This is a genomic window from Protofrankia sp. Cr2, assembly GCF_963555885.1.
Classification (GTDB): Bacteria; Actinomycetota; Actinomycetes; order Frankiales; family Frankiaceae; genus Protofrankia.
The window spans coordinates 66,353-82,011 of record NZ_CAUVXG010000013.1 but is presented as its reverse complement, the minus strand read 5'-3'; the positions used below and the strand labels follow the sequence as shown (position 1 = coordinate 82,011).

Genomic DNA, 15,659 nt, shown 5'->3' with positions numbered 1-15,659 from the left:
CCACGATGACCACCCGCACCCCCGAGCAGCTCCGCGACGCGCTGGTCGCTGACATCGGTAGCTGGGGCACGTTCCGGACCGGCCAGGTTGAAGCTGCGTTCCGTGCGGTGCCGCGGCACCTGTTCCTGCCCGGCGTCGACCTGGAGACCGCGTACGCCCCGCAGGTCGTTGTCACCCGCCGCGCGCCTGACGGCACGGCGTTGTCCTCGGCTTCGCAGCCTGACCTCGTCGCTGCCATGCTCGAACAGGGCGAGGTTCACCCCGGTCATCGTGTCCTGGAGATCGGCACCGCCACCGGCATCAACGCCGCTCTTCTGGCAGAGCTCACCGGCCCGACCGGTCACGTGACCACCATCGAGATTGACGAGGAACTCGCCGCCAGCGCCCGCAGCGCGCTGGCGGCGGCCAACTACGACCAGGTAGAGGTGATCCACGGGGACGGCGCGGCCGGCTACCCGGACGGGGCATCCTACGATCGGATCATGATCACAGCAGGGGCGTGGGACCTCGCCGCGGCCTGGTGGGACCAGCTCGCCCCCGCTGGCCGGATCGTGGTACCCCTACGCCTGCACGGAAGCGGCCTGACCCGCTCGCTCGCGCTCGACGCAATCGAGCCGGGCCGGCTGGTCAGCCGCGAGGCGCTCGTCTGCGGATTCGTCCCGCTGCGCGGCGTCGGCGCCCACTCCGGCCGCGCGCTGACCCTCGCGGACGGGGTCGTCCTGCGGGTCGACGACCACGACCCCGTTGACGAGGCCGCGGTCCGCGCCGCGGTCCACAGCCCGTCCCACGGGCTGTGGACCGGGCTGACGATCCACGACCACGAACCGACCGCCCATCTCGACCTGTGGCTCGTCACCGCCGATACCCGGTTCGGCCGCCTCACCGTCGACACCGCCCGCCACGACGGCCGGCTCACCCCGACGCGGCGCTGGGCCGGGGCCACCATCCATGACGGTACGACGATCGCCTATGTCACCCTGCGCCCGCTTGCTCCCGACACCGACGAGCTCGGCGTTACCGCCCACGGCCCCCGCGCGGTCACCCTTGCTGCGCAGCTCACCGACCTGCTGCATCACTGGCGCAAGGAAGGCCCCACCGAGCCAGTCATCACCGCCCACCCTGCGGACACCCCCGACGACCAGCTCCCCACTGGACACCGCATCGACCGGCCGAACAGCCGGCTCACGGTCAGCTGGAAGCCCTGAGAACGGCGACCAGCGCCATGACTGTCACCACAACTACGGCTGCGGCAACCGCGACGTTCGACCTCGTCGCCGCGAGGTTCCCCCTCGTTCCCCGCGAACGACCGTCCTGCCCGCCCCTCGACGCCCGGATCGCCCACGTCACCGCCCTAGCCGGTCAGGCCGCCGAGGGTGGTGATGACGCACTGCTGCGCGCGGCCGAGGCCCACAACCTCGCAGCGCTGATCGCCGGCGATTGCGGAGAGCCTGACCTCGCCCGCCGCCTCTGCTGGCGCCAGATCGACACCCTCCCACTGCGCCGCCCCCTCGATGGGGCGACGGCGAAACTCGCCCTCCAACCGTTGATCAACCTGGCTCGTCTGCGGCTGCGCGCCGGCGATGGCCTAGCCGCCCACCAGATGCTCACCACGCTCTACGGCGCCGTCGTGGCGAAAACCACCGGCACCGTTGACGGTCGGACACTCGCGTTCGACGACCTCGTCACCGCCGCCGACCACCCCGAGACCGTCCGCTGGCTGTGGACCGTCCTGCTTGCCGATGGCACCCGCGCCCTGACCCGAACCGGCCACTGGACCAAGGCCCTGGACCACCTCAACCGCCACAAGGGCATCGGACAGCGCCTCCTCGACGGCCGCCAGACCGCGATCCTCGCCCACCACGCCCGCCGAGACCATCACGCCGCCGAGCAGCTGCTGACCACCACAACGACCACCCAGCCCTGGGAGCAAGCCGTCGCTACCTGCCTTGGCCTCCTCCACAGGCACCTCACAGGTCGCAAGACCACTGACGACGGCAGGGGCACGATCGGTGCTCTCCTCCCGTCGAACAACTCCGGGCACCTGACGTTCCACATCCAGCTTGGTCTGTGTCTCCTCGACCTCGGGGACGTGCCCCAGCAACTGCGATCTGTCCTCGACACGATCATCGACGGTGCCCTGCATAGCGGGGACGCCTACGCCGCCCGCGACCTCCTCACCCACCCAGCCGCCCGCAGCTACCTCGGCGGCGACCAGCTGGCGCTGCTGAGCGAAAGGCAACAATGCGCCGGGCTCGATGGCGGCCACATCCCCGAAGCGCTACGCAGACGGCTTCTAGACGCCCTCGAACTCGTCACCTCCGGCCTCACTGGATCATCGACCCCCAACGGCTCAGGTCTGCGTGATGGCGGATAGACCGTCGGCGGTCACGGAGATGGATCGCCCACCCACGCCTATTGGCATCGTGGTGACCGGCGCAGTGCGCTGCGCCTGTGCCGCGCAGGAAGACGTCGATCTCTGGCTCACCACCCACCCCACCCGCCGCCGCGGAGTCGGCTCCTCCATCCGCTGGACGGTCGCCCGCCGCCTGACCAGCAAGCTCGTCGTCCCACGGGAGGCCAAGAGCCTGCCCTCGCAGTTCCTCGGCGACGAAGAGCACCACGGACAACTCCGCCGCTGCCTCAACGACGACACGCTGCCGCTCGAAGTACGCGTCGTCGGCGCCCTGGTCAGGCTCTACGCCCTGCCAGTCACCCGCATCCTCGACCTCACCCTGATCCACGCTTACGGTGAACACCGGTGCCTCCATGCACCCCGCGCGGCCCTCCCCGTACCCGGCCAATGGATCAGGGGAGTGCCGTCGCTCTATCTGGACGTGCTCACTCTGTCGTCGCGCACCAACCAGGCACCCACCCCACGATCACCAACCGCACATGCCCACCATCAACGACGCCCGGCGGCCCCCTCGTGCCCACCCAAAGAGACGCGGGACACGTGGCGGCAGCCGGGGATGGATACGCAGCGCGGGAGGTGCTCTCCCATGAAGGGTTCAGGACGCGGCTGACCCGCGCCGAGCAGCAGGCGCTGTCCGCGGCCGTGCAGTCCTCGGGGCTTGGCCGCGGCGCAATACCGGCCGATCTGATGGCGGATCTCCTGTCAGCGGTGACGATGAACGAGGCGACGATCTCCTGCGCAGGGCATGAAAATTCGCCGGCGGCGATGGTGACCGGAGCTTCGACGGCAATAACGCGCTCATAGCTCGTGCTCTGCTTCTGTACCGGGCGTCCGCAGTACCGTCCCACGAGCCGTCGGCGATGTCGCGGATCGGCCGAGATACCGTGTCCGTGTCGCCGACACCCGGATGTATCCGGCCCCGAGCGGCTCGCGAATCGCTAACCGATGCCGGCTTCCGCCCTGCGTGCCGCGAACGATATTGTAGTCCTGGTAAACACGCCGGTGTTGAACTGGATGGGCCATGGATGATGATCTGCCGCTTGGCAAGCGAATCGCCGGGTTCCGCAAACTCCGCGGGTGGACGCAGGCGGGACTCGCCCGACGGTTGAACCGTTCGACGAGCTGGGTGACCAAGATTGAGCGAGGCGAGCGTCGTGTGGACTCCATGAGTGTCCTGCTCGAGCTTGCGCGCGCTCTTTCCGTGCCGGTGTACCAGCTCACGGGGCACGGAGACCAGTACCAGAAGCCGGACATCTCCGACCACGGAGCCCTGCAGCTGCGCATGGTTCTCGACCGCAGCGCAAGTCTCCGTCCGTCCGGGGAGCGTCCCCGGTCGGGCTCGTTCCTTGTGGCGGAGGCTGCATCCCTGCGGCGTGTCTACAACGTGTCCGATCGAAAGTTCTCCGCGTCCGTTCCTCTGCTCGCCGATCTCATCGTGGAGGCCCGTGCGGCGTCCGGTCACCATGACAAGGCCGAACGGCGAGCCACTCAAACCGCTCTTGCGAATCTTTATCGGCTGGCCTCCCTGGATCTGCGGCGAAGAGGGGATTACGGACGTGCGCGTCTGGCGATCGACCGTGCCCTGCTTACCGCCGAGGAGGTGGGTCACGAATTTCTCATTGCGTCGATGAGCGCCACCCTGACCGTCCAGCTCATGATGCAAGGGGATCCGGAAGACGGTATAGCGCTCGCATCCGACACCCTCGACATGCTCCGCCGACACGGCGGAGTTATCAATGATCCGATTTCCTACTCGGTTCTCAACGGCGCGCTGAACCTTTACGCGGCGCAAGCCGCGGTACGTGCCGGCGACACGGCAGAGGCCGAAACATTATTGAATATCGCAGCGGCCACCGCGGCGGAATCCGGAGTCGATAGGGAGAGATACTGTCTGATTTTCGGACCGACCAACGTGTCGATACAGAAGATCGGTATGTACGTCGACTCGCAGCGACCGCATGAGGCCGCGCGAGAAGCCGCGCGGGTGAACGTCGATCAGGTGGGCAGCGTGAGCCGTAGATGCTACCACCATCTTCACCTCGCCAGAGCGTATGGGATGTTGGGCAACGACGACGCGGTGCTTGACGCTTTGACGGCGGCGCGCAGCGTCGCCCCGGAGTTCGTCCGCCATGACCCACTTGCCAGAGAGCAGGTACGGGACCTTGTACGGCGCAGGCGCTCACTGGACGAGCGACTGCGCCGCCTGGCGAAAGATATGACTGTGCTTGACTGATCAGGGTTTTCGTGCCCGTAGGGAGAGGAAAAGCGGGAGTTCCGCGCCGCTGTCCTCCGGCAGAATGTACTCACGATCGCTGCGCTTACGCAGAAATGGCCACGGCCGGTCAAGCCAGTGGAACTCGTGGAAGAAATCGATGATCAGGCCGGCTTGCGCGACTGCCGTGATGAGCTCTCCAGTGCTGTGTGCCCACAAATACTTGACGGGGGTGTTGACTTTCGCCGTTGGATCAGCATAGCTGCCCTCTACCGGGTAGGCGATCGGCTCAGGCCGCGGCCAGTACGGGCGGCTCACCCTCGGCTCTGACGATGTATCGTCAAGTACTTTGGCGATCGGGTGAATATCTGTCAGATACACGAATCCTCCTGACTTCAGGTAGTCCGCAACTATTTGCGCCCACCTGGTCAGGTTCGGCAGCCAGCCCAGCACGCCCCTGGATGTGTAGATGATGTCCCACGTGCCGGCCAAGGTTTCCGGCAGCTTCATCACGTCGGAACACAGAAAAGTCGCATCGACGCCGAGTTCTTTCGCGAGAGAATTTGCGATCTCTACCGCCCTGGGAGAGAAGTCGACCCCGGTGACCGTCGCGCCCCGTCGCGCCCAGGCGACCGAGTCGGTTCCGATCTGACACTGAAGATGCAGCATCGTGAGTCCCTTTACGTCGCCGACCTCTTGCACCTCGTAAGGACGCAGCTTGTCCGCACCCCTGCGCACGGAATCGATGTCATACCAGTCACCCTTTGCGTGCACATCGGCCCACTCATCCCAGAGATCACGGTTGGATGCGAGGTAACCATCAACATCAGGCATGCAACAGACTCCTCGTGCCAGTCGTCTCCTACAGGACGATTATGCGGCTCGACGGGGCCGCTGATCGCATGAGGTCACCGAGCAGAGCCGACGTGCCGTCGCTCTGCGATCCGGCTACGTCACGCCGAGTAAAATGAATCTTTGGATATCGCGACATAGGCATTCGTCGTCAGGCGTCTCGACCGCTGACTCGAGCGGAGAATACGGTCCCTCGATCAAATATCCGGCTGCCACAAATTGTGTCATCTACGCGGGCGCTCGGACGTCATTCTCGCACTTGGTAGCTATCCGTATAGGGCGGTTATCCTGATGACAACCCGCATGAGGCCGGTATGGAGGAGGACATGTGCGCGCCGCGATTGACGCCTTTCTCGAAAATCGAATCGTACAGCGAGCCCGGTTGCAGGAACGATAACGGCTGGCATGAATCATTGGAGATCAGGTGAGCCCGGTCGTCCGGACCATTTCCCGCCGAGAGTGCGGCCGGGCGGCACTGATAGTTCTCAACCGCGGCTGAAGCAGCGGGATGCGGATTTGTGCTGTCACCTATCTGATCATCATGCGACCAAGCACCCCGCTATGGGAATTCGCCACCGGCTACCACCCACCGTCCGTACGCACCGACCGGGTGACCGGCGGCGCCCCTACCCTGATGGATCTGCACCCATGACTTTTGCCACGATTTCACCGACATTCCAGGCGGCCCGCACTATCGACACGGCCGGCACCGCTCCGGATCCCGGGCAGCCCCACCCACCGACCAACCCGACCGCGGCCGTCGACGGTGCCGGCCGGGTCAGCTGCAGGCAGGCCGCCTCCGCGCTGCTGCAGGTCGGCGTACCCGAACGGCGCCGGGTCGCGGTGGCCGCCGACAAGGTGACCGCGCTGGCCGCCCGCATCGTCCGTGACCTGCAGCTGGCCGGCTACGACGTCGACTACCTGCCGCCCCCGACCCCGGATGATGAGGCGTTCACGGTCCCGGTCGATGCCTGGGTCCACGCGGCGGCGCTGGTCGGCCGTGCCGTCGTCGACCGGCGGGCCGACGCGGGTGTCCTGCTGTGTTTCACCGGCACCGGGGTGTCGATCGCCGCGAACAAGATTCCCGGGGTGCGGGCGGCGTTATGCGCCGACGCGGTCACCGCGGCCGGGTCGAGGCGCTGGCACGACGCGAACATCTGCGTGCTGTCCTACCGGCTGGTCACCGCGACCGTCGCCGCTGAGATCCTCCAGGCATTCCTGACCACCCCCGCCGACCCCGACACCACCCACGCCCTCGCCAGCCTGGCAGCGCTGGAGGAGGGCCGATGATCCCGTCGTTGTCCCTGCGGGGTCTTGGTCTGGCGGTCACCGACCCGCTGGTGGTGGCCGATCTCGCCGCCGCCGTGGGTTTCCGCGGCGTCCACCTGCATCTCCATCACACCGAGGCCGCTCAGCGCACCGCGCTGGCCCGGCTGGTCACCGCGAAGAATCTGACGGTGACCTGGGTGTATCCCCCGGGTGATCTGTTCCGGTCCGCGCGGGACGCCCGCGGGCGGGCTCTCGACCGGTTCGTGGACACGGCGGCGTTCGCGGCGCGTCTCGGGGTGCGGGTCGTCGCCTCGTGGCTGCCCGCTCGCCTCTACACCCCGGCCGGGATGCGGACGGTGACTACCGTGCTGTACCCGCTCGTCGGTCTGACCGCCCAGGCCGGGATGGTCTTCGGTCTGGAACACATCACCGCAGCCCCGGCATCGGGCCGGGTCGGACCCGCACGCGGCATTGGGCTCGCCGGCACGCTGGCCCTGCTGGAGGCGCTTGGCGCGACGGCCGGCCTCGTCGCCGACACCGCCCACCTCGCCGCTGCGGGCGCCCTCGCCGATACCGGCGCCTGGGTGGAACGCGTTGTTGACGTGCAGCTCGCCGACCCGCCCATCGGCGGAAGCCCCGTCCGCCGGGGGTGGCCCGGTCACACCGGCACCCTGGACCATCGGTTGCTGCTCGCGGATCTGGCTGAGGCCGGCTACGGCGGCCCCGTCATGGTCGAAAGCCCGGTGGACGCCGGCCTGGACGCCCGTGCCGCCGCGACCCAGGCCCTGACCTACCTGCGCGCTCTGCTCGACGAACAGCCCGCCACCGCCGCCGTCCCGGGAAGCGTCTGAACAGTCCCGTCCCACGCTCCCTTACGTTTCGCTGGCCCCTTCGTCGACGTTGTTCTCGTTGCGATCGGCGCCGAGCTCATCTCAACCATGGCCAAGTGTGGGGCGGTCAGCCTCCGTCAGTTCCGCGACCGCGCCGAGGCCGTGTTCATCACCGGGACGATCCGGCCGGAATCGCAGGCCCGGGTGGATGCCGATATCCCAGCGGAATCGATCGTATTCATCGCACATGTGATCTTCTTTAGATTTCGGCATATGTGTCCTTCGGCCGACGAGTGGGCGGGTGCAGGACGAGAGGCCGACCGGCGATCCATGGGATTGCCGCCGACAGTGACCAGGCAGCACCCCTACGCAAGGCAGTGCTTCGAACGCTCATCGAGAGCATCCGCATCGACACGCGAAAAAAGATCACACCCACGTTCCGTGTCCCGGAACGGGACACGGTTCGTATTGTGGAACACCAGGTGGAGGTGAGGGGACTCGAACCCCTGGCCTCCTCCGTGCGAGGGAGGCGCTCTACCAGGCTGAGCTACACCCCCTGGAGCTTCTGAAGCTTACCGCAGACTCGGACGGGTGTGACGAGCCGGCCCCGGTCGAAGAGAACACGATCGTCGTCCTGCCCAGCTCCGGAGGTCACCCTGCAGCTCAGCTGGTCCTGACTGGAGCCAGCGGAGGCTCTCCCGCCCGTGCGCGGGGTACCCGTACCACCGCCGGGCCGGCACCGCGGGCCGCGTCCGCCTCGGCCATCAGCCAGGCGAACAGCGTCGCCGCAGCAGCCGGCCTCAGCAGGCCCGCTTCGTGGCCACGCCAGCCGCATTCCCGGCCACCATCGAAGACCACCTGGTGGTCGGGAGCCTCCTCGCGGTCGAAAACCATCCGCGCACGGTCGGGAACAACGCTGGGGTCGGGAACAGCGCCGGGGTCGGGAACAGCGCCAGGGCACATCGCACCGCTGCCACACGTACCGCTGGCCGCGTCCGGTGCGCGCAGGACCAGGCTCCCGAACGTCCGATACCCCGACGATGAATGATCGATCCGATGGTTCACCCAGAGCGACAGACCTTCCTCCGGAGTCCACCTCGGGTCCCAGTGCGGCAGCTGCCACATCGCCCGCCCGGGGCGAAACAACGACAGTGTCACCCGCACGCCGCGGCAGCGCAGATGGAAGCCGAACCCATCCGGCCGCAGCCCGCGCAGCTCCACCGGCACCCCGCAGCTGGCTGGACAGAGCCGGAATCCAGCGGCCCGCAGATGCGCGGTCCACTCGTTGAACGTCCACTCCCGGGCAACGAGACCACCGGAGACCCAGTTGTTACGCTGACCGCTGTGGTCACGACCCACTGTGACGCCCCTTTGCGCTCACATCAGTGATGACTGGCGGATGACAGATGCCGGAACAAGAAACGGAACGAAAAACAGGAGAAGCACGTCATACCAGTCTGTACAATGTCATACCGACCACGGGCCGTATGTGCGAGTGATCGTCAGACAGCAACCTGACGGATGGATCAGCCGAATGTCGCCCGATCTACACAGGCCGGGCAGAACTGACCGGGCTTCTCCGGCAATGGCCCCTCGCGTGCAGGACCGGTCGGAGGGACCAGGCCAGGGACGTCAGGACGGCGATGCGGACGTCAGCGCACGCGAGGGTACCGACAACAGACCCCCGCGTCGGCGCGCGCGACAGCCCCGGCGATCAGCTCGGAGAAGCGCGGCGCGGACACGGTCACGCAGCCATTATGCACAGCCCGTTCGACCGCCGGCCCCGTTCGACCACGATCAGCCGAGAGTGGGCACCTCGACGACGGGAAGGCCCGCGACCCTGGCCTTGTCCACCAGATCGTCGGTTACCGACGCGCGGTGCGAAACGATCGGGCGCAGCACCAGCGCGACCACTTCCTCCGCGGGTGTTCGTCGCAGTTGCGCGGCGCGTGCGAGCAGGCGGGTGTTCGTGCGGTGATACACCTCATCGTCCTCGACCTCACCGAGGATCTCCAACTCGCACGGCTTCAACGAAGCGATCAATTCGTCGTACCGGGCACACCACAACGGCCCGCGGTTCTCGACCGACGTCCGCCTGAACGTGTCGACATCGAACGGCAGTACCACTCGCACGTCGAGCCCTTCCGCGCGCGCGGCGGCCAGCACCACCAGGTCGGCCCCGGACGCAGCCGCGCCGACCAGCAGCCGTGGACGCAGTTCCGCGAGGGCCGCCGCCGTCCGTCGTTCGACATCAGCCAGGTCACACTCGCGGAAGCGAGGCGGATCGGTATCACGGTTGTCGATCTGGACGCCACCAAAGGCAGTAATCATCAACAGATGGTGATCATCAACGGCTCATCACGAGGTAGATTTTGGCACACGTTCGTCGATCAGACGACTCGCCCATCATATTCGATCTTCGATCTGAGAACCGCCGGCACCCGCCGGTGTGCTCAACTTCCGACCGCGTGCCGACGGAGCAACTCGTCGAGCTCGTCCGGATCCCCGGTTGCCACCCCGGTTGCCGCCCCGGCTTCCGCCTCAGGCTGCTGCGAGCCGGCCGCCGGCGCCGGCCCCGCGGTCAGACCACCGTGCGTCCCCGGCGGATTCACCTGCACCCGCCCCGGCTTGGACGTGTTCGGGCGGGCTCCCGGCCGGCCCGTCGCGCGTCCGCCACCCGGGGATCCCATCCCCTCGCCGGAACCCTGCTCGGCATCGGGCCTGCTCTCATCCTCGATCGCGCCGGCGTACTCGGCATCGGCATATGCCGCATTCGCGGAGTCGTCGGTAGCGCCGACCGCGATCGGCACGAATCCCTCGGTGACCGTCGCGTTCCCGAGCAGGCCGTCGGCGCCCTGGCCGTCGACAACCGTGCCGTCGACAACTGTGCCGTTGAGAACCGTGCCGTCGACAACCGTGCCGTCGACGACACGCGGTTGCCGACCGCCGCTACCAGCCGCGGCAGCCGCTGCGATCTGGGAAAGGTCGACGGTCTCCGCGGTGGCGACCCCGAGATCGGCACCGGAGCCGGGTTCGGCACCGAGGCCGGGCCCACGACGCACCACGACGGAGTCGGACAGCCGGAAGGGTTCGCTGTCCGACGCCCACGGCCCGGCCACGCTGTCGGCGGCACCGGGGTGAGCCGTCCGATGGCCGTACCGGGCGACCCGCTCCGCCGCGATCCTGCGGTCCAGCGCCAACCGGGACACACGCAGGCGTTGGTCAGCCCGGGCGGTCTGGCGCAGATGCACGAGGTAGGCGATGAACGCGACATCCACCAGAAGTTGAAACACGATCCAGATGCCGCTCAACAACCCGGCGAGCAGCGCAGTCACCGATACGGCGGCGAACAGTACCAGGAGTCGCCGGCGGCGAAGCCGAAGCAGCGCCCGCCGCTCCGCGTCGGCTTTCCGTCGCGGTGGAGGCGTTGCGCGCCGTCCACTTCCGGCTCTCTCTCCGGACGGGACATGACCGAGAGTGACGGGGCGGGTGGAACTGACGCTCCGCGCCCGGATTTCCGCCGAAGAGACCGAACGCGCCGGTCCGGAGGCCGCGTCCTCACCCGGTTGGGAAGCGACTGGCCGCATCACGGACCCCCTACCCGGCCGCGACGCCCCTCGCCGTGACAGGACTCGCATGGCCATCGTGAAACGTTCGGCTGACCGCTGTTCCAACGTGCTGTCATGGCGCCTCAGCCACATGGGGATGAGCACGAAACCCCAGACCGCGACGATCGCGAGCCAGATGAGCGCGCTCATGGCCGCGGGTGTGGAAGACAGTACCGTGCCGCGAACCCGCAACCACCCGCGCGTGGCTGAGGCGGCGCAGACTGCCGCGCGGGCGAGCTGATCATGGACGGTTGCCTTCCTGCTGACTCGGATATCGACGATGACGCCGGCCGGCCCGGACCTCGCATGCCGACTGCGCCGAAATGCGAGGAAGCCCGAGCGACGCGATCATGAAACGGCTCGCGCAACCAGCGGCACCAAGAAACGCTAGTGAGGGAATACCGTCTGGTCACCGACCTGATGCCCGCGTGTCGCACCATCGCGATCGATACCACGTTCGCACCTAGTGACCTCTTTGTTACGTACGGCCACCATTGAAGGTGCTCCGCTTTGCGACAGCACCGCTTCCACGTCACAAAAAGATCTTATCGGACTGACAAACCGTGACAACCACATCTTTCACGTGGACACCATCACACGCGAAAGTCGTCATATGGCTACCCAAAGTTAAGAAACGACCGGTACCCGACCACTTAGCTACGTGAGGCGCGGCTGCCACGCCAGCGGTTCAGTAACCCCTCCGGGGCGTCCTCCAGGGTGATGGCATAGCTGATGTGATCCCGGTAAGTCCCACCGATCGCCAGATAGCGCCGGTGGAGCCCCTCCTCGCGGAACCCCAGTTTTTCCACCACCCGGCGGCTCGCGGTGTTCTCCGGACGGACGTACGCCTCCACCCGGTGCAGTGCCGCCGCGGTGAAACAGTGGTCCACGACCAGCGCCACCGCGGTCGGCGTGATACCGCGCCCGGCATAGCCGCGGTCAACCCAGTAGCCGAGATGCCCGCTGTTCAGCGCACCACGAACGATCGTGGACACGGTGACCTGCCCCACCAGTCGCCCCTGGAACGTCACCGCGAATGGCAATGCGGTACCGAGACGTGCCTGCTGACGCAACCGTCGCACCATCCGGCTGTACACCCCGATGGTCTGGCGCTGCGCCCATGCGTCCGCCGTGACGGGCATCGCTTTGGGGGTCGCCTCCCAGGGCCCGAGCCATTCACCGTTGCGTACGCGGATTTCGACCCAGGTGACAGCCTCACGCAACCGCAGCGGACGTACGCCCACCGACCCGTCGGTGAGACGTGCCGGCCACCCCGGCGCCCTCATCCCGGCCCTCCGGGCCCACGGCCGGCACGGCCCGGATCGACACGGCCCGGATCGACACGGCCCGGATCGACATGACTATGATCATCTGCGCCCCGTATCTGGGCCACCGCATGCCCGACCACCCCGGCCAGCACGCGCACCCCGTCGGAGACACCGCCCGCCGAACCCGGCAGGTTCACCACAAGTGTTCCGCCTCGGACACCGACGACGCCCCGGGAGAGCACCGCGGTCGGAACCTCCGCCCGGCCGGCATCCCGCAGCGCGGCGGCGAGTCCGGGTACCTCCCGATCGATGACCTGTCGGGTCGCCTCCGGCGTGACATCCCTGGGCGCGAGACCGGTACCGCCGGTGGTGACAACCAGGTGAATGCCGGCCGCAACGGCAGCCTCCAGCGCGATCACGATCGCCGATCGATCATCGGGGACGACAACCACGTCGTCAACGGCAAAGCCGATCAGACCCAGCGCCTCGGCGGCCAACGGCCCGGACCGGTCAACGTAGCTGCCGGCGTGCGCGCGATCCGAGACGGTGATCACCCGGGCGCGGGCGCCGTCGGGTACCGCCACCGCATGACTCACCGGGCGCCACCGCCCGGCCCATCCGTCGGCGTACGGTGCCAGTCACCGGAGCGCCCACCGGTCTTGGTCACCAGGCGGATGTCGGTGAGCATCGCCTCCGGATCAACCGCCTTGACCATGTCATGCAGGGCGAGCCCGGCCACCGCGACCGCGGTCAACGCCTCCATCTCCACGCCGGTGCGGTCCGTCGTCCGGGTGGTCGCGGTGATCTCGACTCCATGATCGTGGACGTCCAGCTCCACCTGGACCCCCGACAGGGCGATCGGATGACACAGCGGGATGAGCTCGGGTGTGCGCTTGGCGCCCATGATGCCGGCCACCCGGGCGACACCGAGCGCGTCCCCCTTGGCTACACCGGTGCCGCGGAGCAGGTCGACGACGGCTGGTGCGACCCGCAGACACCCCCGGGCGAGCGCGGTCCGTACCGTCACGTCCTTGGCGGACACGTCGACCATGCGCGCGGCACCGGTGGCGTCCACATGGGTCAGCCGTGGCTCACTCATGAGACGGTGTCCCGGCATCGAACGGTGGCATGTCGCCACCGAGCCGCAGCGCGGTCAACTCCGTCCCCGCCGGCCGGTCGACACCGTCCCCCGGGACGATCAGCAATGCGTCCGCGACGGCCAGGGCCGAGAGCTGATGCGATCCCTGGCCACCCGCCAGGTGGGCGACCGGCGGTCGTCCGGTACCGGCCGCTGCCGCGGCCAACCGGACCCGCAGATACGAACGCCGGCCCCGGGACGAGCGCAGCTCCTGCGCGGTCGTGGCGACCAGCGTCGGGCGGTGCACGCAGGCAAGCCCCCGCATCCGCAGCAACGCAGGTCGGACGAACAGCTCGAACGACACCAGCGCGCTGACCGGATTACCCGGCAACGTGAAGATCGGCACCCCGTCGATCACCCCGAATCCCTGAGGCTTCCCGGGCCGCATGGCCAGCGACTCGAAACGGACCTTCCCCGAACCTGCGAGGACCTGTTTGACCACGTCGAAGGCTCCCACGCTCACCCCGCCAGTGGTGATCACAACGTCGACGTCGGCGAGAACGCCGGCAAGCACCGTGGCGAACGCGTCCGGGGAGTCGGGGACGCCGCCAAGCCGCCGTATCTGCGCGCCCGCCTCGCGTGCCGCCGCCGCCACCGCGTGGCTGTTGGAGTCGACGATCTGCCCCGGGCCCAGAGTTTCCCCCACCTCCACCAGCTCGCTGCCGGTCGAGAGCACCCCGACCCGGGGGCGGGGATGGACAACCGGAGTCGCCACGTTGAGCGCGGCCAGCAGGCCGATCTGGGCCGCACCGAGCAGCCGTCCGGCGGGCAGGACCAGGTCACCCACGGCTACGTCCTCGCCGGCCCGCCGGATGTTCTGACCGGGCCCGGGCGCGCGCGTCACGGTCACCCGGTCCATCCGACCGTCGGTCCACTCAAGCTGGACGACGGTGTCGGCACCGGGCGGCAGCGGCGCGCCCGTCATGATCCGCGCCGCGCTACCGCGCGCCACCGGCGACGGTGTGCCCGCCTCAGCCGGAATATCCCCGGTGACCGCCAAGGTGACCGGACGCTCGGGGCCGGCGTCGGCCACGTCAGCGATGTGCACGGCATATCCGTCCATGGCCGAGTTGTCGAACCCGGGCAGGGCGGAACCCGCGCGAAGGTCCGCGGCGAGCACACAGCCGTGCGCGGACCCCAGCGGCAACGACCGCGGCGGCAGCGGGACGACCACATCGAGGATGTCGGCGACATGCGCGTCCACCGACTTCATCCGGCCATCACAGGCCCCTGATCATCACAGACCCCGGTCAAACGGGTTCCCGATCATCACAGGCCGGGCTCGGCCTTGGGCCCCCCGGCGGAGACGTACTCCTCCAACCACGGGTACAGCTCCGGGCCGATGTCGGACCGCTCACAGGCGAGCCGGATCACGGCCTTGAGGTAATCCACCCGGTCGCCGGTGTCATAGCGACGCCCGGTGAAGACCACCCCGTGGACGGGCTCACCAGCGTCGTCACCGAGCGTTGCGAGCGTCCGCAGCGCGTCGGTGAGCTGGATCTCGTTCCCACGGCCGGGCGGTGTCTCCCGCAGGACGTCGAAAATCGACGGTGACAGGATGTACCGGCCAATGATCGCAAGATTGCTGGGCGCCTCGGCTACCGGAGGCTTCTCGACCAGGTCCCGGATACGGACAGTCTGGTAGCCGGCGGCCGGTGCCGTCCCGGCAGCGGCCGTGACGGGCGTGGGGTCGACGGTCGCGACCCCGTACAGGGAAACAAGATCCTCAGGTACCTCCATCAGGGCTACGACGCTGCCCCCGAAACGCTCCTGTACCGCGAGCATCTCCACCAGCAGCGAGTCACGCTCGTCGATCAAGTCGTCACCGAGCAGAACCGCGAACGGCTCGCGCCCGACGTGCGCGGCCGCGCACAGCACCGCATGGCCCAGCCCGCGCGGCGCCTGCTGCCGGACGGAGTGGACCTCGGCGAACCCGGCGGACGCGCGGACCCGGTCCAGCCGGGTCGTGTCGCCCTTGCGTTCCAGGGCGGCCTCAAGATCGGCATCCCGGTCGAAATGATCCTCTATCGCCTTCTTGGTACGACTCGTGACAAGAAGGACATCTCGTA

17 protein-coding genes and 1 tRNA gene are annotated in these 15,659 nt (G+C 68.0%); 7 read left to right on the top strand and 11 right to left on the bottom strand.

Going from position 1 to position 15,659, the window contains the following annotated elements:
* Window positions 1-5 precede the first annotated feature (5 nt).
* Both fxlM and U9978_RS09015 read left to right on the top strand, forming a co-directional pair.
* Window positions 6-1,205 carry a methyltransferase, FxLD system gene (fxlM, locus tag U9978_RS09020; protein WP_322760616.1) on the top strand — a complete coding sequence of 400 codons (1,200 nt, stop codon included), beginning with the start codon at window positions 6-8 and terminating at the stop codon, window positions 1,203-1,205.
* A gap of 17 nt (window positions 1,206-1,222) precedes the next feature.
* Window positions 1,223-2,374 (top strand): hypothetical protein, encoded by a 1,152-nt coding sequence (locus U9978_RS09015; protein WP_322760615.1) that lies wholly within the window; start codon window positions 1,223-1,225, stop codon window positions 2,372-2,374.
* On the opposite strand, the gene U9978_RS09010 is transcribed toward U9978_RS09015, so the two are convergent.
* Window positions 2,325-2,756 carry a hypothetical protein gene (locus tag U9978_RS09010; RefSeq protein ID WP_322760614.1) on the bottom strand — a complete coding sequence of 144 codons (432 nt, stop codon included), beginning with the start codon at window positions 2,754-2,756 and terminating at the stop codon, window positions 2,325-2,327. The two genes, U9978_RS09015 and U9978_RS09010, sit on opposite strands and share 50 nt — an antisense overlap.
* A gap of 197 nt (window positions 2,757-2,953) precedes the next feature.
* On the opposite strand from U9978_RS09010, the gene U9978_RS09005 reads away from it, so the two are divergent.
* Window positions 2,954-3,217: a hypothetical protein gene (locus tag U9978_RS09005; protein WP_322760613.1), complete on the top strand. Its 264-nt coding sequence runs from the start codon at window positions 2,954-2,956 to the stop codon at window positions 3,215-3,217.
* A 217-nt stretch (window positions 3,218-3,434) separates the two neighbouring features.
* Complete coding sequence (locus U9978_RS09000) at window positions 3,435-4,646, top strand: helix-turn-helix transcriptional regulator (protein ID WP_322760612.1); 1,212 nt, start codon at window positions 3,435-3,437, stop codon at window positions 4,644-4,646.
* Here U9978_RS09000 and U9978_RS08995 read toward each other — a convergent pair whose 3' ends face one another.
* A complete protein-coding gene (locus tag U9978_RS08995) occupies window positions 4,647-5,459 on the bottom strand; it encodes a class I SAM-dependent methyltransferase (RefSeq protein WP_322760611.1) in 813 nt (270 codons plus the stop codon).
* Between the two features lie 666 nt (window positions 5,460-6,125).
* Here U9978_RS08995 and U9978_RS08990 point away from each other — a divergent pair.
* Together U9978_RS08990 and U9978_RS08985 are read left to right on the top strand one after the other, a co-directional pair.
* Window positions 6,126-6,767, top strand: coding sequence for an RpiB/LacA/LacB family sugar-phosphate isomerase (locus U9978_RS08990; RefSeq protein ID WP_322760610.1), 642 nt, complete (start codon window positions 6,126-6,128; stop codon window positions 6,765-6,767).
* Entirely contained in the window at window positions 6,764-7,597 is an 834-nt protein-coding gene (locus tag U9978_RS08985) for a sugar phosphate isomerase/epimerase family protein (protein ID WP_322760609.1), read from the top strand. The genes U9978_RS08990 and U9978_RS08985 overlap by 4 nt, the downstream gene beginning before the upstream one ends.
* 462 nt (window positions 7,598-8,059) lie before the next feature.
* Here the strand turns inward: U9978_RS08985 and U9978_RS08980 are convergent.
* The 4 genes from U9978_RS08980 to U9978_RS08965 all read right to left on the bottom strand — a co-directional run bounded on the left by U9978_RS08980 (window position 8,060) and on the right by U9978_RS08965 (window position 10,911).
* Window positions 8,060-8,133, bottom strand: a tRNA-Ala gene (locus U9978_RS08980).
* A 106-nt stretch (window positions 8,134-8,239) separates the two neighbouring features.
* Window positions 8,240-8,935: a hypothetical protein gene (locus U9978_RS08975; protein ID WP_322760608.1), complete on the bottom strand. Its 696-nt coding sequence runs from the start codon at window positions 8,933-8,935 to the stop codon at window positions 8,240-8,242.
* Between the two features lie 438 nt (window positions 8,936-9,373).
* Window positions 9,374-9,907 (bottom strand): hypothetical protein, encoded by a 534-nt coding sequence (locus U9978_RS08970; RefSeq protein ID WP_322760607.1) that lies wholly within the window; start codon window positions 9,905-9,907, stop codon window positions 9,374-9,376.
* Window positions 9,908-10,029: 122 nt separating this feature from the next.
* Window positions 10,030-10,911, bottom strand: coding sequence for a hypothetical protein (locus U9978_RS08965; RefSeq protein ID WP_322760606.1), 882 nt, complete (start codon window positions 10,909-10,911; stop codon window positions 10,030-10,032).
* 301 nt (window positions 10,912-11,212) lie between these two features.
* On the opposite strand from U9978_RS08965, the gene U9978_RS08960 reads away from it, so the two are divergent.
* Window positions 11,213-11,425 (top strand): hypothetical protein, encoded by a 213-nt coding sequence (locus tag U9978_RS08960; RefSeq protein ID WP_322760605.1) that lies wholly within the window; start codon window positions 11,213-11,215, stop codon window positions 11,423-11,425.
* A gap of 412 nt (window positions 11,426-11,837) precedes the next feature.
* On the opposite strand, the gene U9978_RS08955 is transcribed toward U9978_RS08960, so the two are convergent.
* The 5 genes from U9978_RS08955 to U9978_RS08935 form a co-directional block, all read right to left on the bottom strand.
* The gene (locus U9978_RS08955; protein WP_322760604.1) at window positions 11,838-12,470 is read right to left on the bottom strand and encodes a GNAT family protein; all 633 of its coding nucleotides are present in this window, start codon (window positions 12,468-12,470) and stop codon (window positions 11,838-11,840) included.
* Window positions 12,467-13,048, bottom strand: a complete 582-nt coding sequence (locus U9978_RS08950; protein ID WP_322760603.1) for a MogA/MoaB family molybdenum cofactor biosynthesis protein — start codon at window positions 13,046-13,048, stop codon at window positions 12,467-12,469. Before U9978_RS08950 ends, U9978_RS08955 begins: the two co-directional genes overlap by 4 nt.
* Window positions 13,045-13,551, bottom strand: a complete 507-nt coding sequence (gene moaC, locus U9978_RS08945) for a cyclic pyranopterin monophosphate synthase MoaC (protein WP_322760602.1) — start codon at window positions 13,549-13,551, stop codon at window positions 13,045-13,047. The genes U9978_RS08950 and moaC overlap by 4 nt, the downstream gene beginning before the upstream one ends.
* Window positions 13,544-14,803 (bottom strand): gephyrin-like molybdotransferase Glp, encoded by a 1,260-nt coding sequence (glp, locus tag U9978_RS08940; protein WP_322760601.1) that lies wholly within the window; start codon window positions 14,801-14,803, stop codon window positions 13,544-13,546. Before glp ends, moaC begins: the two co-directional genes overlap by 8 nt.
* A gap of 56 nt (window positions 14,804-14,859) precedes the next feature.
* Window positions 14,860-15,659, bottom strand: an 800-nt coding sequence (locus U9978_RS08935; RefSeq protein ID WP_322760600.1) for a UTP--glucose-1-phosphate uridylyltransferase, incomplete at its 5' end; no start/stop codon positions are given.